At 64.9% G+C, this 14389-nt stretch carries 18 protein-coding genes and 1 riboswitch; of the genes, 8 read left to right on the top strand and 10 right to left on the bottom strand.

Going from position 1 to position 14389, the window contains the following annotated elements; genetic code table 11:
• Positions 1-28 precede the first annotated feature (28 nt).
• The 6 genes from GB880_RS10360 to modA form a co-directional block, all read right to left on the bottom strand.
• Positions 29-460 carry an EamA family transporter gene (locus GB880_RS10360; protein WP_154492282.1) on the bottom strand — a complete coding sequence of 144 codons (432 nt, stop codon included), beginning with the start codon at positions 458-460 and terminating at the stop codon, positions 29-31.
• Positions 457-843: a fluoride efflux transporter CrcB gene (gene crcB, locus GB880_RS10365; protein WP_154492284.1), complete on the bottom strand. Its 387-nt coding sequence runs from the start codon at positions 841-843 to the stop codon at positions 457-459. The genes GB880_RS10360 and crcB overlap by 4 nt, the downstream gene beginning before the upstream one ends.
• Positions 844-940: 97 nt before the next feature.
• A riboswitch (Fluoride riboswitch) is annotated at positions 941-1001 on the bottom strand.
• Between the two features lie 47 nt (positions 1002-1048).
• Positions 1049-1840, bottom strand: coding sequence for a sulfite exporter TauE/SafE family protein (locus GB880_RS10370; protein WP_154492286.1), 792 nt, complete (start codon positions 1838-1840; stop codon positions 1049-1051).
• Positions 1833-2921, bottom strand: coding sequence for a molybdenum ABC transporter ATP-binding protein (gene modC, locus GB880_RS10375; RefSeq protein WP_154492288.1), 1089 nt, complete (start codon positions 2919-2921; stop codon positions 1833-1835). Before modC ends, GB880_RS10370 begins: the two co-directional genes overlap by 8 nt.
• Positions 2918-3586 carry a molybdate ABC transporter permease subunit gene (modB, locus tag GB880_RS10380; RefSeq protein ID WP_154492290.1) on the bottom strand — a complete coding sequence of 223 codons (669 nt, stop codon included), beginning with the start codon at positions 3584-3586 and terminating at the stop codon, positions 2918-2920. The genes modC and modB overlap by 4 nt, the downstream gene beginning before the upstream one ends.
• A 3-nt stretch (positions 3587-3589) precedes the next feature.
• The gene (modA, locus tag GB880_RS10385) at positions 3590-4387 is read right to left on the bottom strand and encodes a molybdate ABC transporter substrate-binding protein (RefSeq protein WP_154492292.1); all 798 of its coding nucleotides are present in this window, start codon (positions 4385-4387) and stop codon (positions 3590-3592) included.
• 197 nt (positions 4388-4584) lie between these two features.
• Between modA and GB880_RS10390 the strand changes: the two genes are divergently transcribed.
• Positions 4585-5520, top strand: coding sequence for a substrate-binding domain-containing protein (locus GB880_RS10390; RefSeq protein ID WP_154492294.1), 936 nt, complete (start codon positions 4585-4587; stop codon positions 5518-5520).
• Positions 5521-5541: 21 nt separating this feature from the next.
• Here GB880_RS10390 and GB880_RS10395 read toward each other — a convergent pair whose 3' ends face one another.
• Positions 5542-5883 carry an ArsR/SmtB family transcription factor gene (locus GB880_RS10395; RefSeq protein WP_154492296.1) on the bottom strand — a complete coding sequence of 114 codons (342 nt, stop codon included), beginning with the start codon at positions 5881-5883 and terminating at the stop codon, positions 5542-5544.
• Between the two features lie 70 nt (positions 5884-5953).
• Between GB880_RS10395 and GB880_RS10400 the strand changes: the two genes are divergently transcribed.
• The 5 genes from GB880_RS10400 to GB880_RS10420 all read left to right on the top strand — a co-directional run bounded on the left by GB880_RS10400 (position 5954) and on the right by GB880_RS10420 (position 10405).
• Positions 5954-6400, top strand: a complete 447-nt coding sequence (locus GB880_RS10400; RefSeq protein ID WP_195840770.1) for a YeeE/YedE family protein — start codon at positions 5954-5956, stop codon at positions 6398-6400.
• Positions 6400-6840: a DUF6691 family protein gene (locus tag GB880_RS10405; protein WP_154492298.1), complete on the top strand. Its 441-nt coding sequence runs from the start codon at positions 6400-6402 to the stop codon at positions 6838-6840. The genes GB880_RS10400 and GB880_RS10405 overlap by 1 nt, the downstream gene beginning before the upstream one ends.
• Positions 6837-7754 carry an MBL fold metallo-hydrolase gene (locus GB880_RS10410; RefSeq protein ID WP_154492300.1) on the top strand — a complete coding sequence of 306 codons (918 nt, stop codon included), beginning with the start codon at positions 6837-6839 and terminating at the stop codon, positions 7752-7754. The genes GB880_RS10405 and GB880_RS10410 overlap by 4 nt, the downstream gene beginning before the upstream one ends.
• A gap of 112 nt (positions 7755-7866) precedes the next feature.
• Positions 7867-9594, top strand: coding sequence for a SulP family inorganic anion transporter (locus GB880_RS10415; RefSeq protein WP_154492302.1), 1728 nt, complete (start codon positions 7867-7869; stop codon positions 9592-9594).
• Positions 9595-9703: 109 nt separating this feature from the next.
• Positions 9704-10405, top strand: coding sequence for a gamma-glutamylcyclotransferase (locus GB880_RS10420; protein WP_154492304.1), 702 nt, complete (start codon positions 9704-9706; stop codon positions 10403-10405).
• Here the strand turns inward: GB880_RS10420 and arsH are convergent.
• The 3 genes from arsH to GB880_RS10435 are packed head-to-tail and all read right to left on the bottom strand — an operon-like array spanning position 10402 to position 12510.
• Positions 10402-11130 carry an arsenical resistance protein ArsH gene (gene arsH / locus GB880_RS10425; protein ID WP_327077743.1) on the bottom strand — a complete coding sequence of 243 codons (729 nt, stop codon included), beginning with the start codon at positions 11128-11130 and terminating at the stop codon, positions 10402-10404. The genes GB880_RS10420 and arsH overlap by 4 nt on opposite strands.
• Positions 11123-12193, bottom strand: a complete 1071-nt coding sequence (gene arsB / locus GB880_RS10430; RefSeq protein WP_154492306.1) for an ACR3 family arsenite efflux transporter — start codon at positions 12191-12193, stop codon at positions 11123-11125. The genes arsH and arsB overlap by 8 nt, the downstream gene beginning before the upstream one ends.
• The gene (locus GB880_RS10435) at positions 12190-12510 is read right to left on the bottom strand and encodes an ArsR/SmtB family transcription factor (RefSeq protein ID WP_154492308.1); all 321 of its coding nucleotides are present in this window, start codon (positions 12508-12510) and stop codon (positions 12190-12192) included. The genes arsB and GB880_RS10435 overlap by 4 nt, the downstream gene beginning before the upstream one ends.
• Before the next feature lie 271 nt (positions 12511-12781).
• Between GB880_RS10435 and GB880_RS10440 the strand changes: the two genes are divergently transcribed.
• Both GB880_RS10440 and GB880_RS10445 read left to right on the top strand, forming a co-directional pair.
• A complete protein-coding gene (locus tag GB880_RS10440; RefSeq protein ID WP_154492389.1) occupies positions 12782-13534 on the top strand; it encodes an ABC transporter permease in 753 nt (250 codons plus the stop codon).
• Positions 13535-13813: 279 nt separating this feature from the next.
• Positions 13814-14326, top strand: a complete 513-nt coding sequence (locus tag GB880_RS10445) for a hypothetical protein (protein WP_154492310.1) — start codon at positions 13814-13816, stop codon at positions 14324-14326.
• The last annotated feature ends 63 nt before the right edge of the window (positions 14327-14389 follow it).

Below are 14389 nucleotides of genomic sequence, written 5' to 3' on the forward strand. Positions count from 1 at the left end.
CTGTCGGACGGCGCGATCCGGGTGCGGATCAACTGATCGCAACCAGGATCGCGCCGCCGGCGATCAGCCCCACGCCCAGCCAGGCGCCCGGCGCCAGCTTTTCCCCCAGGAAAGCCGCCCCCAGGATCGCCACCATGACCACGCTGAGCTTGTCGATCGGTGCCACCTGTCCGGCCTGTCCCAGCTTCAGCGCGCGAAAATAACAGATCCAGGACAGGGCGGTGGCTGTCCCCGACAGCAGCAGGAACACCCAGGTCCGGCCCGAAATGGTCGCGGGATCCTGCCAGTGCCCGGTCTGCCACACGATCAGCCCTGCCGCGAACAGGATGACCACGGTGCGCACGAAGGTGGCGAAATCGGAATTGACGGCCTCGATCCCGATCTTGGCGAAAATGGCGGTCAGGGCGGCAAATCCTGCCGACAGGAAGGCCCAGAACTGCCAGCTGTCCAGATATCTCATAACGCTCCTCCCAGCAGTTGGCGCACGGCGGTCATGCCGATCAGAAAGGCGACCAGACCGCCCAGAACCGAAATCACCACATAGGCCGTCGCCACCACCCATTCGCCACGCTCCAGCCGCAGCATGGTGTCCAGCGCAAAGGTCGAGAATGTGGTATAGCCGCCCAGACAGCCGGTGGTCAGGAACAGCCGCGCCTCGTTCGACAGCGACGAACGCAGGGCGAATACCTCGATGATGACCGCCATCAGGAACGATCCCAGCAGATTGGCGATCAGCGTTCCAAAGGGAAATTCCGCCCCCAGCACGCGCGAAGCCAGCACATTGGTGCCGTGCCGCGCCGCGCCGCCCAGTCCTGCCCCGAAGAAAACGATCAGATAGTTCATCAACTCGCACCTGTTCTTGCATCGGCAGGTGCCGGGCTGGCAGGGGCAGGAAACGAACCATTGACGCATCCTGCCCCACGCAGACCGGTCCGGCCTTGGGTCGGCAGGAGCTATCAGCCAGGCGGCGGTTGTCGGGAAGCCCCATTCCCATCGCGGCCAAGATAGGGGCGAATGCGGCGGAAATCCAGATGGCAGCGGTGCCCGATCATCGGTGACGCCACACTTTAAACGCAGAAATCAGCAGGATCGTCGCCAGCACCGGCAGCAGCACCCTGTCAGACACGATGCCCAGCAACCGCCCGCCCAGCCAGGCCCCCAGCACCGACCCTGCCGCCATCACCAGGACAAAGCGGCCGTTCCGGGCCAGGGTGGCAAAGCTCTGGTCGCGGGAATAGCGGGCAAAGCCCATCAGCATCGTCGGCAGGCTGACGGCCAGCGACAGCGATCCGGCCAGCTTCACATCGACGCCGAACAGCAGGATCAGCGTGGGGATCAGCAATTCGCCCCCCGCCACCCCCATCAGCGAGGCGACGACGCCGATGCCGAAGCCTGCCGCGATGCCGGCCACCACCTGCGCCCAGCCCGACAGGATCGCCGCGCCTCCGCCGGTGCCATGGCCCAGGATCAACGCCAAGGCGATCACCACCAGCAACAGCGCGATCACCCGGTAAAGCCTGGCGCTGTGCATCCGTGTTGCCCAGCCCGCGCCCAGCCACGCCCCTGCCAGGCTGCCGGCCAGCAGGTTCATGATGATCGGCCATTGCGCGGCGATCTGGTCGATCGGCACCGTGCCGGCGCGAAAGGGCAGGGCGGCGGCCACCACCACCAGGCTGCTGGCCTTGTTCAGGATCACCGCCTCAAGCGCAGGAAATCGGAACAGCCCGATCAGCAGCGGCAACCGGAATTCGGCCCCGCCCAATCCGATCAGACCGCCCAGGGTGCCGATGGCGGCGCCGGCGGCAAAGCCCGCCGGCAGGCTGCGCCGCGATTCAGCCATGCAGCAACGGTCCGGCGATGTGATCGCGTGCGACCGACATTGCCTTGATGATCGCATGGATGTGCTGGCCGGGTGCCAGCGCCAGATCGGCGGCGGCGCGGCGGGTGATGCGGGCGACGATCTCGTCCTCGCCCACGGCCAGATGCACCATGACGCCGGGCCCGTCGCCGACCTGCACGGCGGTCACCACACAGGGCAGGATGTTCTGCGCCGACAGCCCCACAGGCCGGGCGCGCGACAGGATCACCTCATGCGCCATGATGCGCACCCGCAGGCTGGTTCCGGGCGGGCTGTCGATGCCGGGCAGGAACAGCTCGCCATTGGCGGTCTGAAGCCGGATCAACCCGTCGTCGTCCCTGCCCACGACCACGGCGGGCAGCATCGCCGCCACCTCGCGAATGCCCATGGCGCGCAGGGCCACGGGATCGGCCATCACCGCGGCGGTGGTGCCTTCGCGCAGCACCCGGCCGCCTTCGATGACTACCATGCGATCGGCCAGCAGCTGCGCCTCGTTCATGTCATGGGTGACCAGCACCACCGGCATCCGCAGGTGCCCGCGCAACGCCAGGATCTCGCCATGCAGTCTTTCGCGGGTGGCGCGGTCGACCGCCGAAAACGGTTCGTCGAGCAACAGGGCCGCGGGTTTGCGGGCCAGCGCCCGCGCCAGCGCCACGCGCTGCTGCTGTCCGCCCGACAGCTGCGCGGGTTTGCGCCCCGACAGCCCGTGCAGGTTCACCAGTTCCAGCAGCCTTTCGGCCTCGATAGGGTCGGGCCGATCCATGGCCGCCAGCACATTTTGCACCGCGGTCATGTGCGGAAACAGGGCATAGTTCTGAAACACCACCCCGACATGGCGACGATGCGGGGGCAGGGCGATGCCGGCTGTGGTGTCCAGCCAGGTTTCGCCCTCGACAGCCACCTTGGCGACCTGCGGCTGCCACAGCCCCGCGATCGAACGCAGCACCGTTGTCTTGCCTGATCCCGAATGGCCGACCAGCGCCAGCAGCTGACCGGGCGCCACGCTGAAAGCCACGTCTAGGGGAATCGGCGCCCTTGCGTGCAGTTCGACACTCAGGGTCATGCCAGCCTCCGTCCGATGCGCGCCGACAGCCAGTAGGTGACGGCGATGGTGGAAAAGGAGATCGCAACCAGAACCGCGGACATGGTGCCGGCAGCGGCCATGTCGAAGCCCTGCACGCGATCATAGATGGCGATGGCGATAGTCTTGGTTTCGCCGGGGATCGAGCCGCCCACCATCAGAACGATGCCGAATTCGCCCAATGTATGAGCAAATGTCAGCACCATGGCGGTCATCAGGCCCGGCCAGGCCAGCGGCAGTTCAACCTTCAGCAGCGAGCGCCAGGGCGACATGCCGCAGGTCGCGGCCGCCTCGCGCAGTTCTACGGCAATCGCCTCGAAGCCGCGCTGGGCAGGCTGGATGGCGAAGGGCAGGTTGAAGATGACCGAAGCCACCACCAAGCCCTCGAAGGTAAAGACCAGCTGGTGGCCGAAGGTCTGCTGCCAGAAGGCGCCGATGGGCGAATTTCGCCCAAAGGCCAGCAGCAGGTAGAAGCCGAACACCGTCGGCGGCAGCACCAGCGGCAACATCACCAGCGCCTCGACCGCGCCCTTGCTGCGAAAGCGACCATAGGCCAGCCAGCGTCCGGCCAGGACCGAGACCGGCAGCAGGATCGCCACCGTCCAGGCGGCCAGTTCCAGCGATAGCGTCAGTGCCGTCCAGTCCATGGCTCAGTTCGCCTCGGGCAGGACAAAGCCGTATTTCTCCATGATCTCGCGCGCCTTGGGCGACTGGATATAGGCGTAGAACTCGGCCGCGACGGGGCCGGCATTCTTCAACAGTGCCATGCGTTGCAACAGCGGCTCGTGCCAGTCGTGCGGGATCAGCGCGAACTCTCCCTGCGCCTTTACCTCGGGTGCCAGCGCCAGCGAATAGGCGATGATGCCGCCTTCGGCGTTCCCCGACAGGGCGAATTGCGCTGCCTGGCTGACGTTTTCGCCCAGCACCAGCCTGGGTTGGACCTTGTCCCACAGGCCGCGGTGCTTCAACGCCTCTTCGGCGCGCAGGCCATAGGGGGCGTGTTCGGGATTGGCGATGGCAAAGCGCGTCAGCTTGCCCGCTTCGATCAGCGCCTGAAGATTGTCGAGGTTCTCGTCGGGTTTCAGCGCCGAACCATGCGGCACGATCAGCACGATGCGGCCTTCGGCATAAAGCGTGCCTTCGTCGCGGGTCAGACCTTCGGCATGCAGCTGGGCGATGAATTTCTCATCGGCCGCCATGAACATCTGGAACGGCGCGCCCTCGCGGATCTGGGTGGCGAAATTGCCGGTCGAGCCGAAGGCCAGCTTCACCTGCTTGCCGGTTTCGGCAGTGAAGGCGGCGGCGATTTCCTCGACCGCGAACTTGAGGTCAGCGGCCGCGGCGATGACCGGCGGCTCCTCCTGGGCGTGGACGGTCAGCGGGGTTCCGGCTACCGCGGCCCAGCACAGCATGGCAAGGGCGCGAAGCGATTGGCGTCTGTCGAACATCGAAATCTCCTGTCATGATTTGCGCGAAATTGAACGAAAGCGCACATACATGACGCCAGCGAACCGTATTTCAGCAGCAGGTGCACAGAAGCGTATGAAAACGTTCGTGTAAAGCGGAATTTGCCAAAACTGCCTTGCTCTGATCCAATCCTGCGCGTAACTTTACGAAAGTGAACGAAATGAGATATGGGGGTGGCATGGCCACGCGCGATGCAATGACGGCCGAGGATATGGCCGCAGCCCTGGGCATCAGCAAAAGCGGTGTCTATGCGCTGATCCGGTCCGAAAGCATCGGGTTTTACAAGGTTGGTCGCAAGATCCGCTTTACCGAGGCGCATCTGCGCGACTATCTCGAGCGCGCCGAGCGCAAGACCGCCCCCGGTCCCGACCCCGATCATCGCCATCAGGTTGATCTGTCGCCGCCCCGGGCCGACAATGGTTTCGTGATCTGCGGACAGGATCTGATCCTGGACATCCTGTCCAATGCCTTGCGCTTGCACGGCATCCCCGCATTGCGTGCCTATATCGGCAGCTACAGCAGTCTGGTATCGCTGTATCATGATCGCGTCGGCGCGGCGACGGCGCATCTGTGGGACAGCGTCAGCGACGAATACAACCTGCCGCATGTCCGGGCGCTGCTGCCCGGCATCCGATGCACCATCGTCAATATCACCTGGCGGATGCAGGGGTTTTACGTCGCGCGCGGCAATCCCAAGGGCATCACCGGCTGGCGCGATCTGGGACGGGGCGACATCCGCATCATCAACCGCGAAAAGGGTGCCGGTTCGCGGGTGCTGCTGGATGAGAACCTGAAGCTGCTGGGGCTATATGGCAGCAGCATTGCCGGCTATGACGACGAAAACCAGTCGCATCTGGCGCTGGCCAGCGCGGTCGGGCGCGGCGATGCCGATGTGGCGGTGGGGATCGAAAAGATCGCGCGACAGGTCGACAATATCGACTTCGTGCCGTTGCAGCGCGAGCGCTACGATCTGGTCATCAAGACCGAGCACCTCGACCGGCCCGAGGTGCGCACCATGCTGGATATCCTGCGATCCGAGCGTTTCCGCAACGAATTCATGACCATAGGCGGCTATGACCTGCGCGATATAGGCCGCGTGATGCACCAGACCTGAGCCGCTTGTGCCGTGCCCCCCTCACGGGCCCGGCCGGCAGAATGCCTCATAAAGCGCCGCCATCAGCGTTTCGATATGCGGGTCGCTGATACGGTAATATATCGTCTGCCCTTCGCGGCGGGTGGCCACGACATTGGCCTCGCGCAGCTTGGCCAGATGCTGGCTCAGTGCCGACTGGCTCAGCCCCACCGCCTGTTGCAGGGCGCCGACCGAGCGTTCGCCCTGGGTCAGTTCACACAGGATCAGTAGCCGCTTGGCATTCGCCACCAGCCCCAGCCGCGCCGCAACCTCCTCGGCGCGTTGCTGAAGCGCATGCGTCGCGGCGTCGATTTCCTGTATATTAGTATTGACTGAATTAGACATGACTAATATATACACCCTGCGAACGGGCAAGGCAAGCGCCCGTAACTGGGAAATATGCAGGAGTGCTGCAATGGAAATGGGGATCGAGACCGCCTTCACGCCCTGGGCCTCGCTGTTGGGCGGGGTGCTGATCGGGCTGAGCGCGGTCATGCTGATGGGGCTGTTCGGCCGCATCGCCGGCATTGCCGGCATCACACAGGGCGCATTGGGTCTGCCCGGCGCTGCACGCGACCGCGATTGGCGCTGGGCGTTCATGGCCGGGCTGGTGCTGGCACCGCTGGCGGTGATCGGGCTGGGCGGCACGGTGGCGCAGTCCGTGCCGACGAACCTGGGCGGCATGGCGGTTGCCGGGCTGCTGGTGGGACTGGGCACGGCACTGGGATCGGGCTGCACCTCGGGTCACGGCGTCTGCGGCCTTGCGCGGCTGTCGGTGCGCTCGCTGGCTGCGGTGGTCAGCTTCATGGCGGCGGGCTTTGTCACCGTCTTTGTGTTGCGCCACGTTTTGGGGGGGCTGTAATGCGTATTTTCTGGGGATTTGCAGCGGGTCTGGTATTCGGGCTGGGGCTGGTTGTCTCGGGAATGGCGAACCCGGCCAAGGTTCTGAATTTCCTGGACCTTGCGGGTAGCTGGGATCCCAGCCTGATCTTCGTGATGGGCGGGGCGATGCTGACGACCTTTATCGGCTATCGCCTGGTCTGGCGCCGCCCGGCGCCGGTGCTGGAAAACAGCTTCGACATCCCGAAATCGCGGACCATCGACCGGCCGCTGCTGCTGGGATCGGTTCTGTTCGGCATCGGCTGGGGTATCGGCGGCTTTTGTCCCGGCCCGGCGTGGACGGCGCTGCCCTTGCTGGCGCCCGGCACCCTGATCTTTGTTCCCGCGATGCTGGCGGGTCTGTGGCTGGGCGCCCGGATCAAGGCAGGCGGATATCTGAATGGCAAAGGAGCAACGTCATGAGCGAATCGAAACTGAAGCAGCGCGTGGTGCGCCATTCGCCCTCGACCGGCGCGGGCAGCCCGGATGTCTGGGGTATCTACGAACCCGATACCGGCTCGATCCAGTATATCTGCGCCGATCCCGCGACGAAAAAGGCGGCCTTGATCGATGTGGTCTGGAACCTTGATCCGCGCAACTACCGTTTCTCGACCGGTAGCATGGAGCAGGTTCTGGACCTGGTGCGCGATAACGGGCTGACGGTGGAATGGGTTCTGGATACCCACCCCCACGCCGATCATGTCATGGCCTCGGCCCTGCTCAGGGAACGCACGGGCGCGCCCAATGCCATCGGCAACAAGGTGCATGACATCGCCGCGCTGTGGGCCGGGCTTTACAACCTGCCCGACACGTTCGATCCCGCGCGCGACTTCGACCACCTGTTTGCCGAGGGCGAGACCTTCCGCATCGGCGAGCTCGAGGCGCGGGTCATGCTGTCGCCGGGGCACACGCTGGGCTCGATCACCTATGTCTGCGGCGATGCGGCCTTTGTCCATGACACGCTGATGCAGCCCGATGTCGGCACCTCGCGCGCCGATTTTCCGGGCGGCAATACCGCGCAGCTGTGGGATTCGATCCAGGCGATCCTGGCCTTGCCGGCGCAGACGCGGTTGTTCGTCGGCCACGACTATGGCACCGACAGCCGCGATGAGCCGCAATGGGAGGCGACCGTCGCCCAGCATCGCGCCAGCAACCGGCATGTCAAGGACGGCACCCGGCGCGAGGACTGGATCGAGCTGCGCGACAAGCGTGATGCGACCCTGCCGCTGCCCGACCGCATCCTGGCCGCGCTGCAGGTCAACCTGCGCGGTGGGCGCTTGCCCAGCCCGGAAGGGGATGGTCACAGCTATCTGAAGATCCCCGTCAACAAGTTCTGAACCTGCACGCCGCCGCCGCCCCTTCCTTGCGCGGCGGCGGCAATTTCTGCACGGCCGCGCCGCCACCCTTGCATCTGGCGGCATGGCCCTGTCGTTTCCAAGGAGTTGAGCCATGAACCGTCTGGCGCGTTACCTGCCGATCCTGCATTGGGGTCGCAGCTACGACCGGCACGCCCTTGTCAATGACGGCGTGGCGGCGGTGATTGTCACCATCATGCTGATCCCGCAATCGCTGGCCTATGCCATGCTGGCGGGGCTGCCGCCGGTAATCGGGCTTTATGCCTCGATCCTGCCGCTGGTGGTCTATGCGCTGTTCGGCAGCAGCCGGACGCTGTCGGTGGGGCCGGTCGCGGTGGTGTCGCTGTTGACGGCAACCGCGGCCAGCAGCGTGGCGACGCCGGGCAGCAGCGAATATATCGCAGCCGCGCTGACGCTGGCGTTCCTGTCGGGGCTGATCCTGGTCGCAATGGGCATCTTCCGCCTGGGCTTCGTGGCCAACCTGCTGTCGCATCCGGTCATTTCCGGCTTCATCACCGCCTCCAGCCTGCTGATCGCCACCGGCCAGTTGAAATACATCCTGGGCGTCAAGGCCAGCGGCGACACGCTGATCGAGATGCTGCGCGCGCTGGCCGGGCAGCTGGGCGCCATTCACTGGCCAACGGTGGTGATCGGTGTGCTGGCGACGGCTTTCCTGTTCTGGGCGCGCAAGTCGTTGCGCCCGACGCTTGTGCGACTGGGCGTGCCGGCGGGGGCGGCGGCGCTGCTGGCGCGGACCGGACCGGTGCTGGTGGTGGTGGCCTCGATCACGGCGGTGGTGAGCCTTGGGCTGGACAAGGCCGGTGTGGCCGTGGTCGGCGCGGTGCCGCAGGGGCTGCCGCCGCTGTCGCTGCCCGATTTTGCACCCGCGCAATGGCTGGTGCTGTTGCCTGCCGCCTTTCTGATCGCGCTGATCGGTTTTGTCGAATCGGTGTCCGTTGCCCAGACCCTGGCCGCGAAACGGCGCCAGTCGATCAGCCCGGACCAGGAGTTGATCGGACTTGGCATGGCCAATCTGGCGGCGGCGTTTTCGTCGGGCTATCCGGTGACGGGTGGGTTTGCGCGCTCGGTGGTCAATTTCGATGCCGGCGCCCAGACACCGGCCGCGGGCGCGCTGACCGCCATCGGCATCGCCATGGCATCGCTGTTCCTGACGCCGCTGCTGTATTTCCTGCCCATCGCGGTGCTTGCGGCCACCATCATCGTGGCGGTGCTGAGCCTTGCCGACTTCGGTGCCCTGGCGCGCACATGGAAATATTCGCGGGCCGATTTCTCGGCGCTGGCGGTGACGCTGGTGGCCACCCTTGCCATCGGCGTCGAGACCGGGATCATCGCCGGCGTCATCGTTTCGATCCTGCTGCACTTGTGGAGCATCTCGCGCCCGCATGTCGCGGTGATCGGCCAGGTGCCCGGCACGCAGCATTTCCGCAACGTCCTGCGCCACCAGGTCATCTGTGTGCCCGAGGTGCTGGGCCTGCGCATCGACGAAAGCCTGTTCTTTGCCAATGCCCGCGCGATCGAGACGATCATCCAGAACGAGGTCGCCACGCGGCCGCAGCTGCGCCACGTGGTGCTGAACTGTGCTGCGGTAAACAGCATCGACGCCAGCGCCCTGGAAAGTCTGGAGCTGGTCATGCATCGCCTGTCGGATGCCGGCATCGCGCTGCACCTTTCCGAGGTCAAGGGGCCGGTGATGGACCGCCTGCAACGCAGCGATTTCCTGCATCACCTGACCGGGCGAGTGTTCCTGTCGCATTATCAGGCGGTGGAAACGCTGGCGCCGCACGGGCTGGCCGCAGCCTAGTGCCTGCCAAAGGCGCGTTCCGCTTGATCGGGACGCGCGACTGGTCCATTCCCGTGCTATCCTGCCGGCAGACAAGCAGGATTTGTCGCGCAGACACGGGGACAGGGCCATGACCAAAACTGCAAGAAAACTGTCGCTGACGTCCGATCATGTCGCGCGCATCCATCGGCATGTGCCCGACACCGGCCCGACCCCAGGGGTGGCGCAGCAAACCGACGCCGATTATGCTTGGTGGGTGGAAAAGATGCTGGCCAGCCACCCGGCGCCGGATCGTCCGACGCAGCTTTTTGCCTATGGCTCGCTGATCTGGAAACCTGAAATCGAACACCGCGCCGAACAGGTCGGGGTGGCGCGGGGCTGGCATCGCGCCTTCTGCCTGCGCCAGCAGCGCTTTCGCGGCACCCCCGACTGTCCTGGGCTGATGATGGCACTGGATCGCGGCGGACAGTGCCGGGGGGTGTTGTATGAATTGCCCCGCGACGACCTGGGCTCTCAGCTCGACCGGCTGTTCCGTCGCGAATTCACCATAAAGCCGATCAACAGCATGCCGCGATGGATCCAGGTGCAGACCGAGGCCGGGCTGGTGGGGGCGCTGGCCTTCGTGATGAACCGTGCCTCGCCCCATTATGCCGGGCGCCTGCCGGCGGAGGAGGTGGCGCGCACGCTGGCCCGCGCCTGCGGTCATTGGGGCAGCGGCGCCGAATACCTGCTGAACACCGTCACCCATCTTGAGGAACGCGGTATTCACGACCGCGGTCTGTGGCGTCTGCAACAGTTGGTGGCGCAGCAGATCGACGCGCAGCCCGGCTAGGTTGCGGCCGAGAGGCTGACGCGCCGCATCAATGCCTGGGCGCTTTCCTTGCGTTCGGAATAGCGGTCAACCAGATAATCGCTGCGGTCGCGGGTCAGCAGGGTGAACTTGACCAATTCCTCCATCACGTCGACAATGCGATCGTATAGGGCCGAGGGCCGCATCCGCCCGGCTTCGTCGAACTCCTGGTATGCCTTGGGGATAGACGACTGGTTCGGGATGGTCAGCATCCGCATCCAGCGGCCCAGCACCCGCATCTGGTTCACGGCATTGAAGCTTTGCGAACCGCCCGACACCTGCATCACCGCCAGCGTCTTGCCCTGGGTCGGTCGGACCGCGCCCTCGGACAGCGGAATCCAGTCGATCTGGGTTTTCATCAGCCCGGTCATGGCGCCATGACGTTCCGGCGAGGACCAGACCATGCCTTCGGCCCAGGCCACCAGGTCACGCAATTCGCGCACCTTGGGGTGGCTGGCGTCCACGCTGTCATCCACCAACGGCAGCCCCGAGGGGTGAAAGAACCGCACCTCGGCCCCCAGATAGGTCAGGATGCGCGCGGCCTCTTCGGCGGCCAGGCGCGAATAGCTGCGGCTGCGCAGAGACCCGTAAAGGATCAGGATGCGCGGGGCGTGGCCGGCAGGTGTCGGCGCCAGCAGCCGGTCGCGGTCGATACCGGGCAGCAGGGCAGGGTCGATGTTCGGGGTATCGCTGCGCAGGTCATCCACGGCGGGGCTCCTTCTGTCGGGTGACGCAGGCGGCAGGGGCGGTGACGTTCTGCGGCGAAAAGTGGTGGCGGGTGCGATTGGCCAGCGCCACCAGCGACAGCATCACCGGCACCTCGACCAGGACGCCGACCACGGTGGCAAGGGCCGCGCCCGAGTTCAGCCCGAACAGACCGATGGCCACCGCCACTGCCAGTTCAAAGAAGTTCGAGGTTCCGATCAGCGCGCAGGGCGCCGCCACGCTGTGCGGCAGCCGCCAGGCCCAGGCCCAGGCATAGCCCAGCGCAAAGATGCCGTAGGACTGGATCACGATCGGCACCGCGATCAGCGCGATCAGCAGCGGCTGGGCGATGATGACCTGTCCCTGAAAACCGAACAGCAGCACGACCGTCAACAGCAACCCCGGCATCGAGACCGGCTTGAGCCGGGCGATGAAGGGCTCGACCGCCTTCCCCCGGGCGATCAGCGCCCGCCGGGTCAATGCGCCGGCGATCAGCGGAATGACGATATACAGCAGCACCGACAGGATCAGTGTGCGCCAGGGCACGGAAATCTCGGTCACCCCCAGCAACAGCGCGACGATGGGGGCAAAGGCCACCACCATGATCAGGTCATTCACCGATACCTGCACCAGGGTATAATTGGGATCGCCGCGTGTGAGTTGCGACCAGACAAAGACCATGGCTGTGCAGGGCGCGGCCCCCAGCAGGATCAGCCCGGCGATGTATTCCGGTGCCTTGGCCGGATCGATCAGCCCGGCGAACACATGTTCCAGAAACAGCACGGCCAGCGCCGCCATGGTAAAGGGCTTGATCAGCCAGTTCACGATCAGCGTGATCACCAGCCCGCGCGGGCGGCGGCCCACGTCCTTCAGCGCGCCGAAATCGATGGCGACCATCATCGGATAGACCATCGCCCAGATCAGCACCGCCACCACCAGGTTGACCGAGGCATATTCCAGCGCCGCCAGCGCGCCGAACAGCCCAGGCATCAGATTGCCCAGGCCAAGGCCGCCCAGGATGCTGAGCCCGACCCACAGGCTCAGCCAACGCTCGAAAAGGCTCATGGCGTTTCTCCGCCAAGAGGCTGGCAGCATGGCCCAGCCGGCGGCGGGGTCAGTCCGGCCAGAAACCGTGACAGCGGCAGCACGGCGTCGGGGTTCAGCGCATAGCACACGCGGGGCCCGTCGATGTCGCCCCGGATCAGGTCGGCGGCCTTCAGGATGCGCAGATGTTCCGACACCGTCGATTGCGCCAGACCCACTGCGCCCACGATATCGCCGCCGATGCATCCCGGCGTCGCCTGCAGCAGCCGCAGGATGCGCAACCGTGCCGGGTGGGCCAGTGCCTTGGCCAGATTGCAAAGCAATTCGTCCGATTCCATCGTCAGTTACCTAAAATCGTCAATCGACGATATACGATAAAATCTGGCGCGACAATCCTGCCCGGCGGCCGATCGCCGGGGATGTGACCTGTTTCATGCCTGCCGGGTCGGGGTTTACCTTTTCAGCGCAGTTGCGCCATATTACCGGCTCACGAAAGGCTGCTCACCCATGTCCGAAGCCACATCCGAATCCCTTGCCCCGCACATGCGTCCGCCGCAAAAGCCTGCACTTGCGACAGGCGCGCGTGGGCGGGTCGGACCACGCTTTCGTCTGCCGCGGATCATCGTGGCGCTGATGTTGCGCGAGATGGCGACCACCTACGGCCGTTCGGTCGGGGGCTATCTGTGGGCGGTGCTGGAACCGGTTCTGGGCGTGGCGTTGTTGTCGGTGATCTTCAGCCTGGCGCTGCGCAGCCCGGGGCTGGGGTCCAACTTTCCGCTGTTCTACGCGACCGGCTTTCTGCCATTCGCCATGTTCAACGACATGACGCACAAGGTGGCGGCCTCGATCCGGTTTTCGCGGCCTTTCCTAGCCTATCCCAGCGTCACCTTCATCGACACCATTATCGCCCGCGTGCTGCTGAATGCGCTGACGCATGCCACGGTGATCGCCATCGTCTTTGGCGGCATCTATCTGCTGTATCGGCTGCCCGCTCCGGGCGATCTGTCATCGGTGTTTGAATCGCTGCTGCTGGTGGTGCTGCTGGCGACGGGCGTCGGCACGCTGAACTGCTATCTGATGACCGCCTTTCCCGTGTGGGAGCGGATCTGGAACATCCTGACCCGGCCGCTGTTCCTGATGTCGGGGATATTCTTCCTTTACGGGATGATGCCGCCCAAGGCGCAGGACATCCTGTGGTATAATCCGCTGATCCATTGCGTCGGCCTGATGCGGCGCGGCATCTATCCCACCTACGAGGCATCATATATCAACGCCGGTTACGTGGTTGCCGTTGCGCTGACCTGCCTGCTGATCGGGCTGATCCTGCTTTATCGAAATCACAAGCAGTTGCTGGAACGCTGATCCGGCGCAGACCGCGGTTTCGTTCACGGTCGCCAGGGCGATGCAGCGGGACCTGCTCGAGGCGATAAGGGCGAGGTCCGGTAGGCTCTGGACGACGGGTTACCTTTAGAAGCCTTCCAGAGAAGCGGGCGAGCGAACCCGCACCTGTTCAATCGTTTCGTCCTGAGGAGCCTTTGCGACATTGGACGCCTGGAAAACGGCAACATCGTTGCGGCCGCGGCCTGTCTGAATGCCGTTTCCAGCGAGTTTTCCGGGCAGGCGATACTGATTCGGCCCGGGTTGGCCGTACCGGTGGTGGGCGCGACGGTGCTCGAGGAACTGCGCCGGCACTGCGTCTCGCTCGCGCAGACGATCATCGACGAGTTGTCGGGGCGAAAGCTCTATACCCTCGACCGGCGGCACGCGATCTGGTTCGACGATCCGTCCCCCTTCGGCGCGGTGGTCGAGGATGCCTTTCCCTCGGCGTGTTTCGACATCCGGGAAGCGGCAAAATGCCGTGCCGTCGGACGTTGGACAGCCTGCGTGATGCATCTGATGCGGGTCATGGAGGCCGGGCTGGGTGCCTTGGCACATCATCACGATGTGCCGGCCGACGCGAATTGGAATCAGGTGATCAACCAGATCGAGGCCCGGATCCGCGAAGTCGGCAAGCGCAGCCATGGTCCCGAGGCCGAGCAATGTGCCGCAGAAGCCGCGACCCATCTGCGCTTCGTGAAGAATGCCTGGCGCAACCACGCCATGCACCGGTTCGAGAAATATGATGAGGAGCGCGCGGCCAGCATTGTTGATTGACACAGATACTGTCAGGAAAAGCGAAGACGTCCGAAGTAGTGCGAAGTGCTGAGAAATCGCATG

The sequence above is a fragment of the Paracoccus sp. SMMA_5_TC genome (assembly GCF_009696685.2).
In the GTDB taxonomy this organism is placed as follows: Bacteria; Pseudomonadota; Alphaproteobacteria; order Rhodobacterales; family Rhodobacteraceae; genus Paracoccus.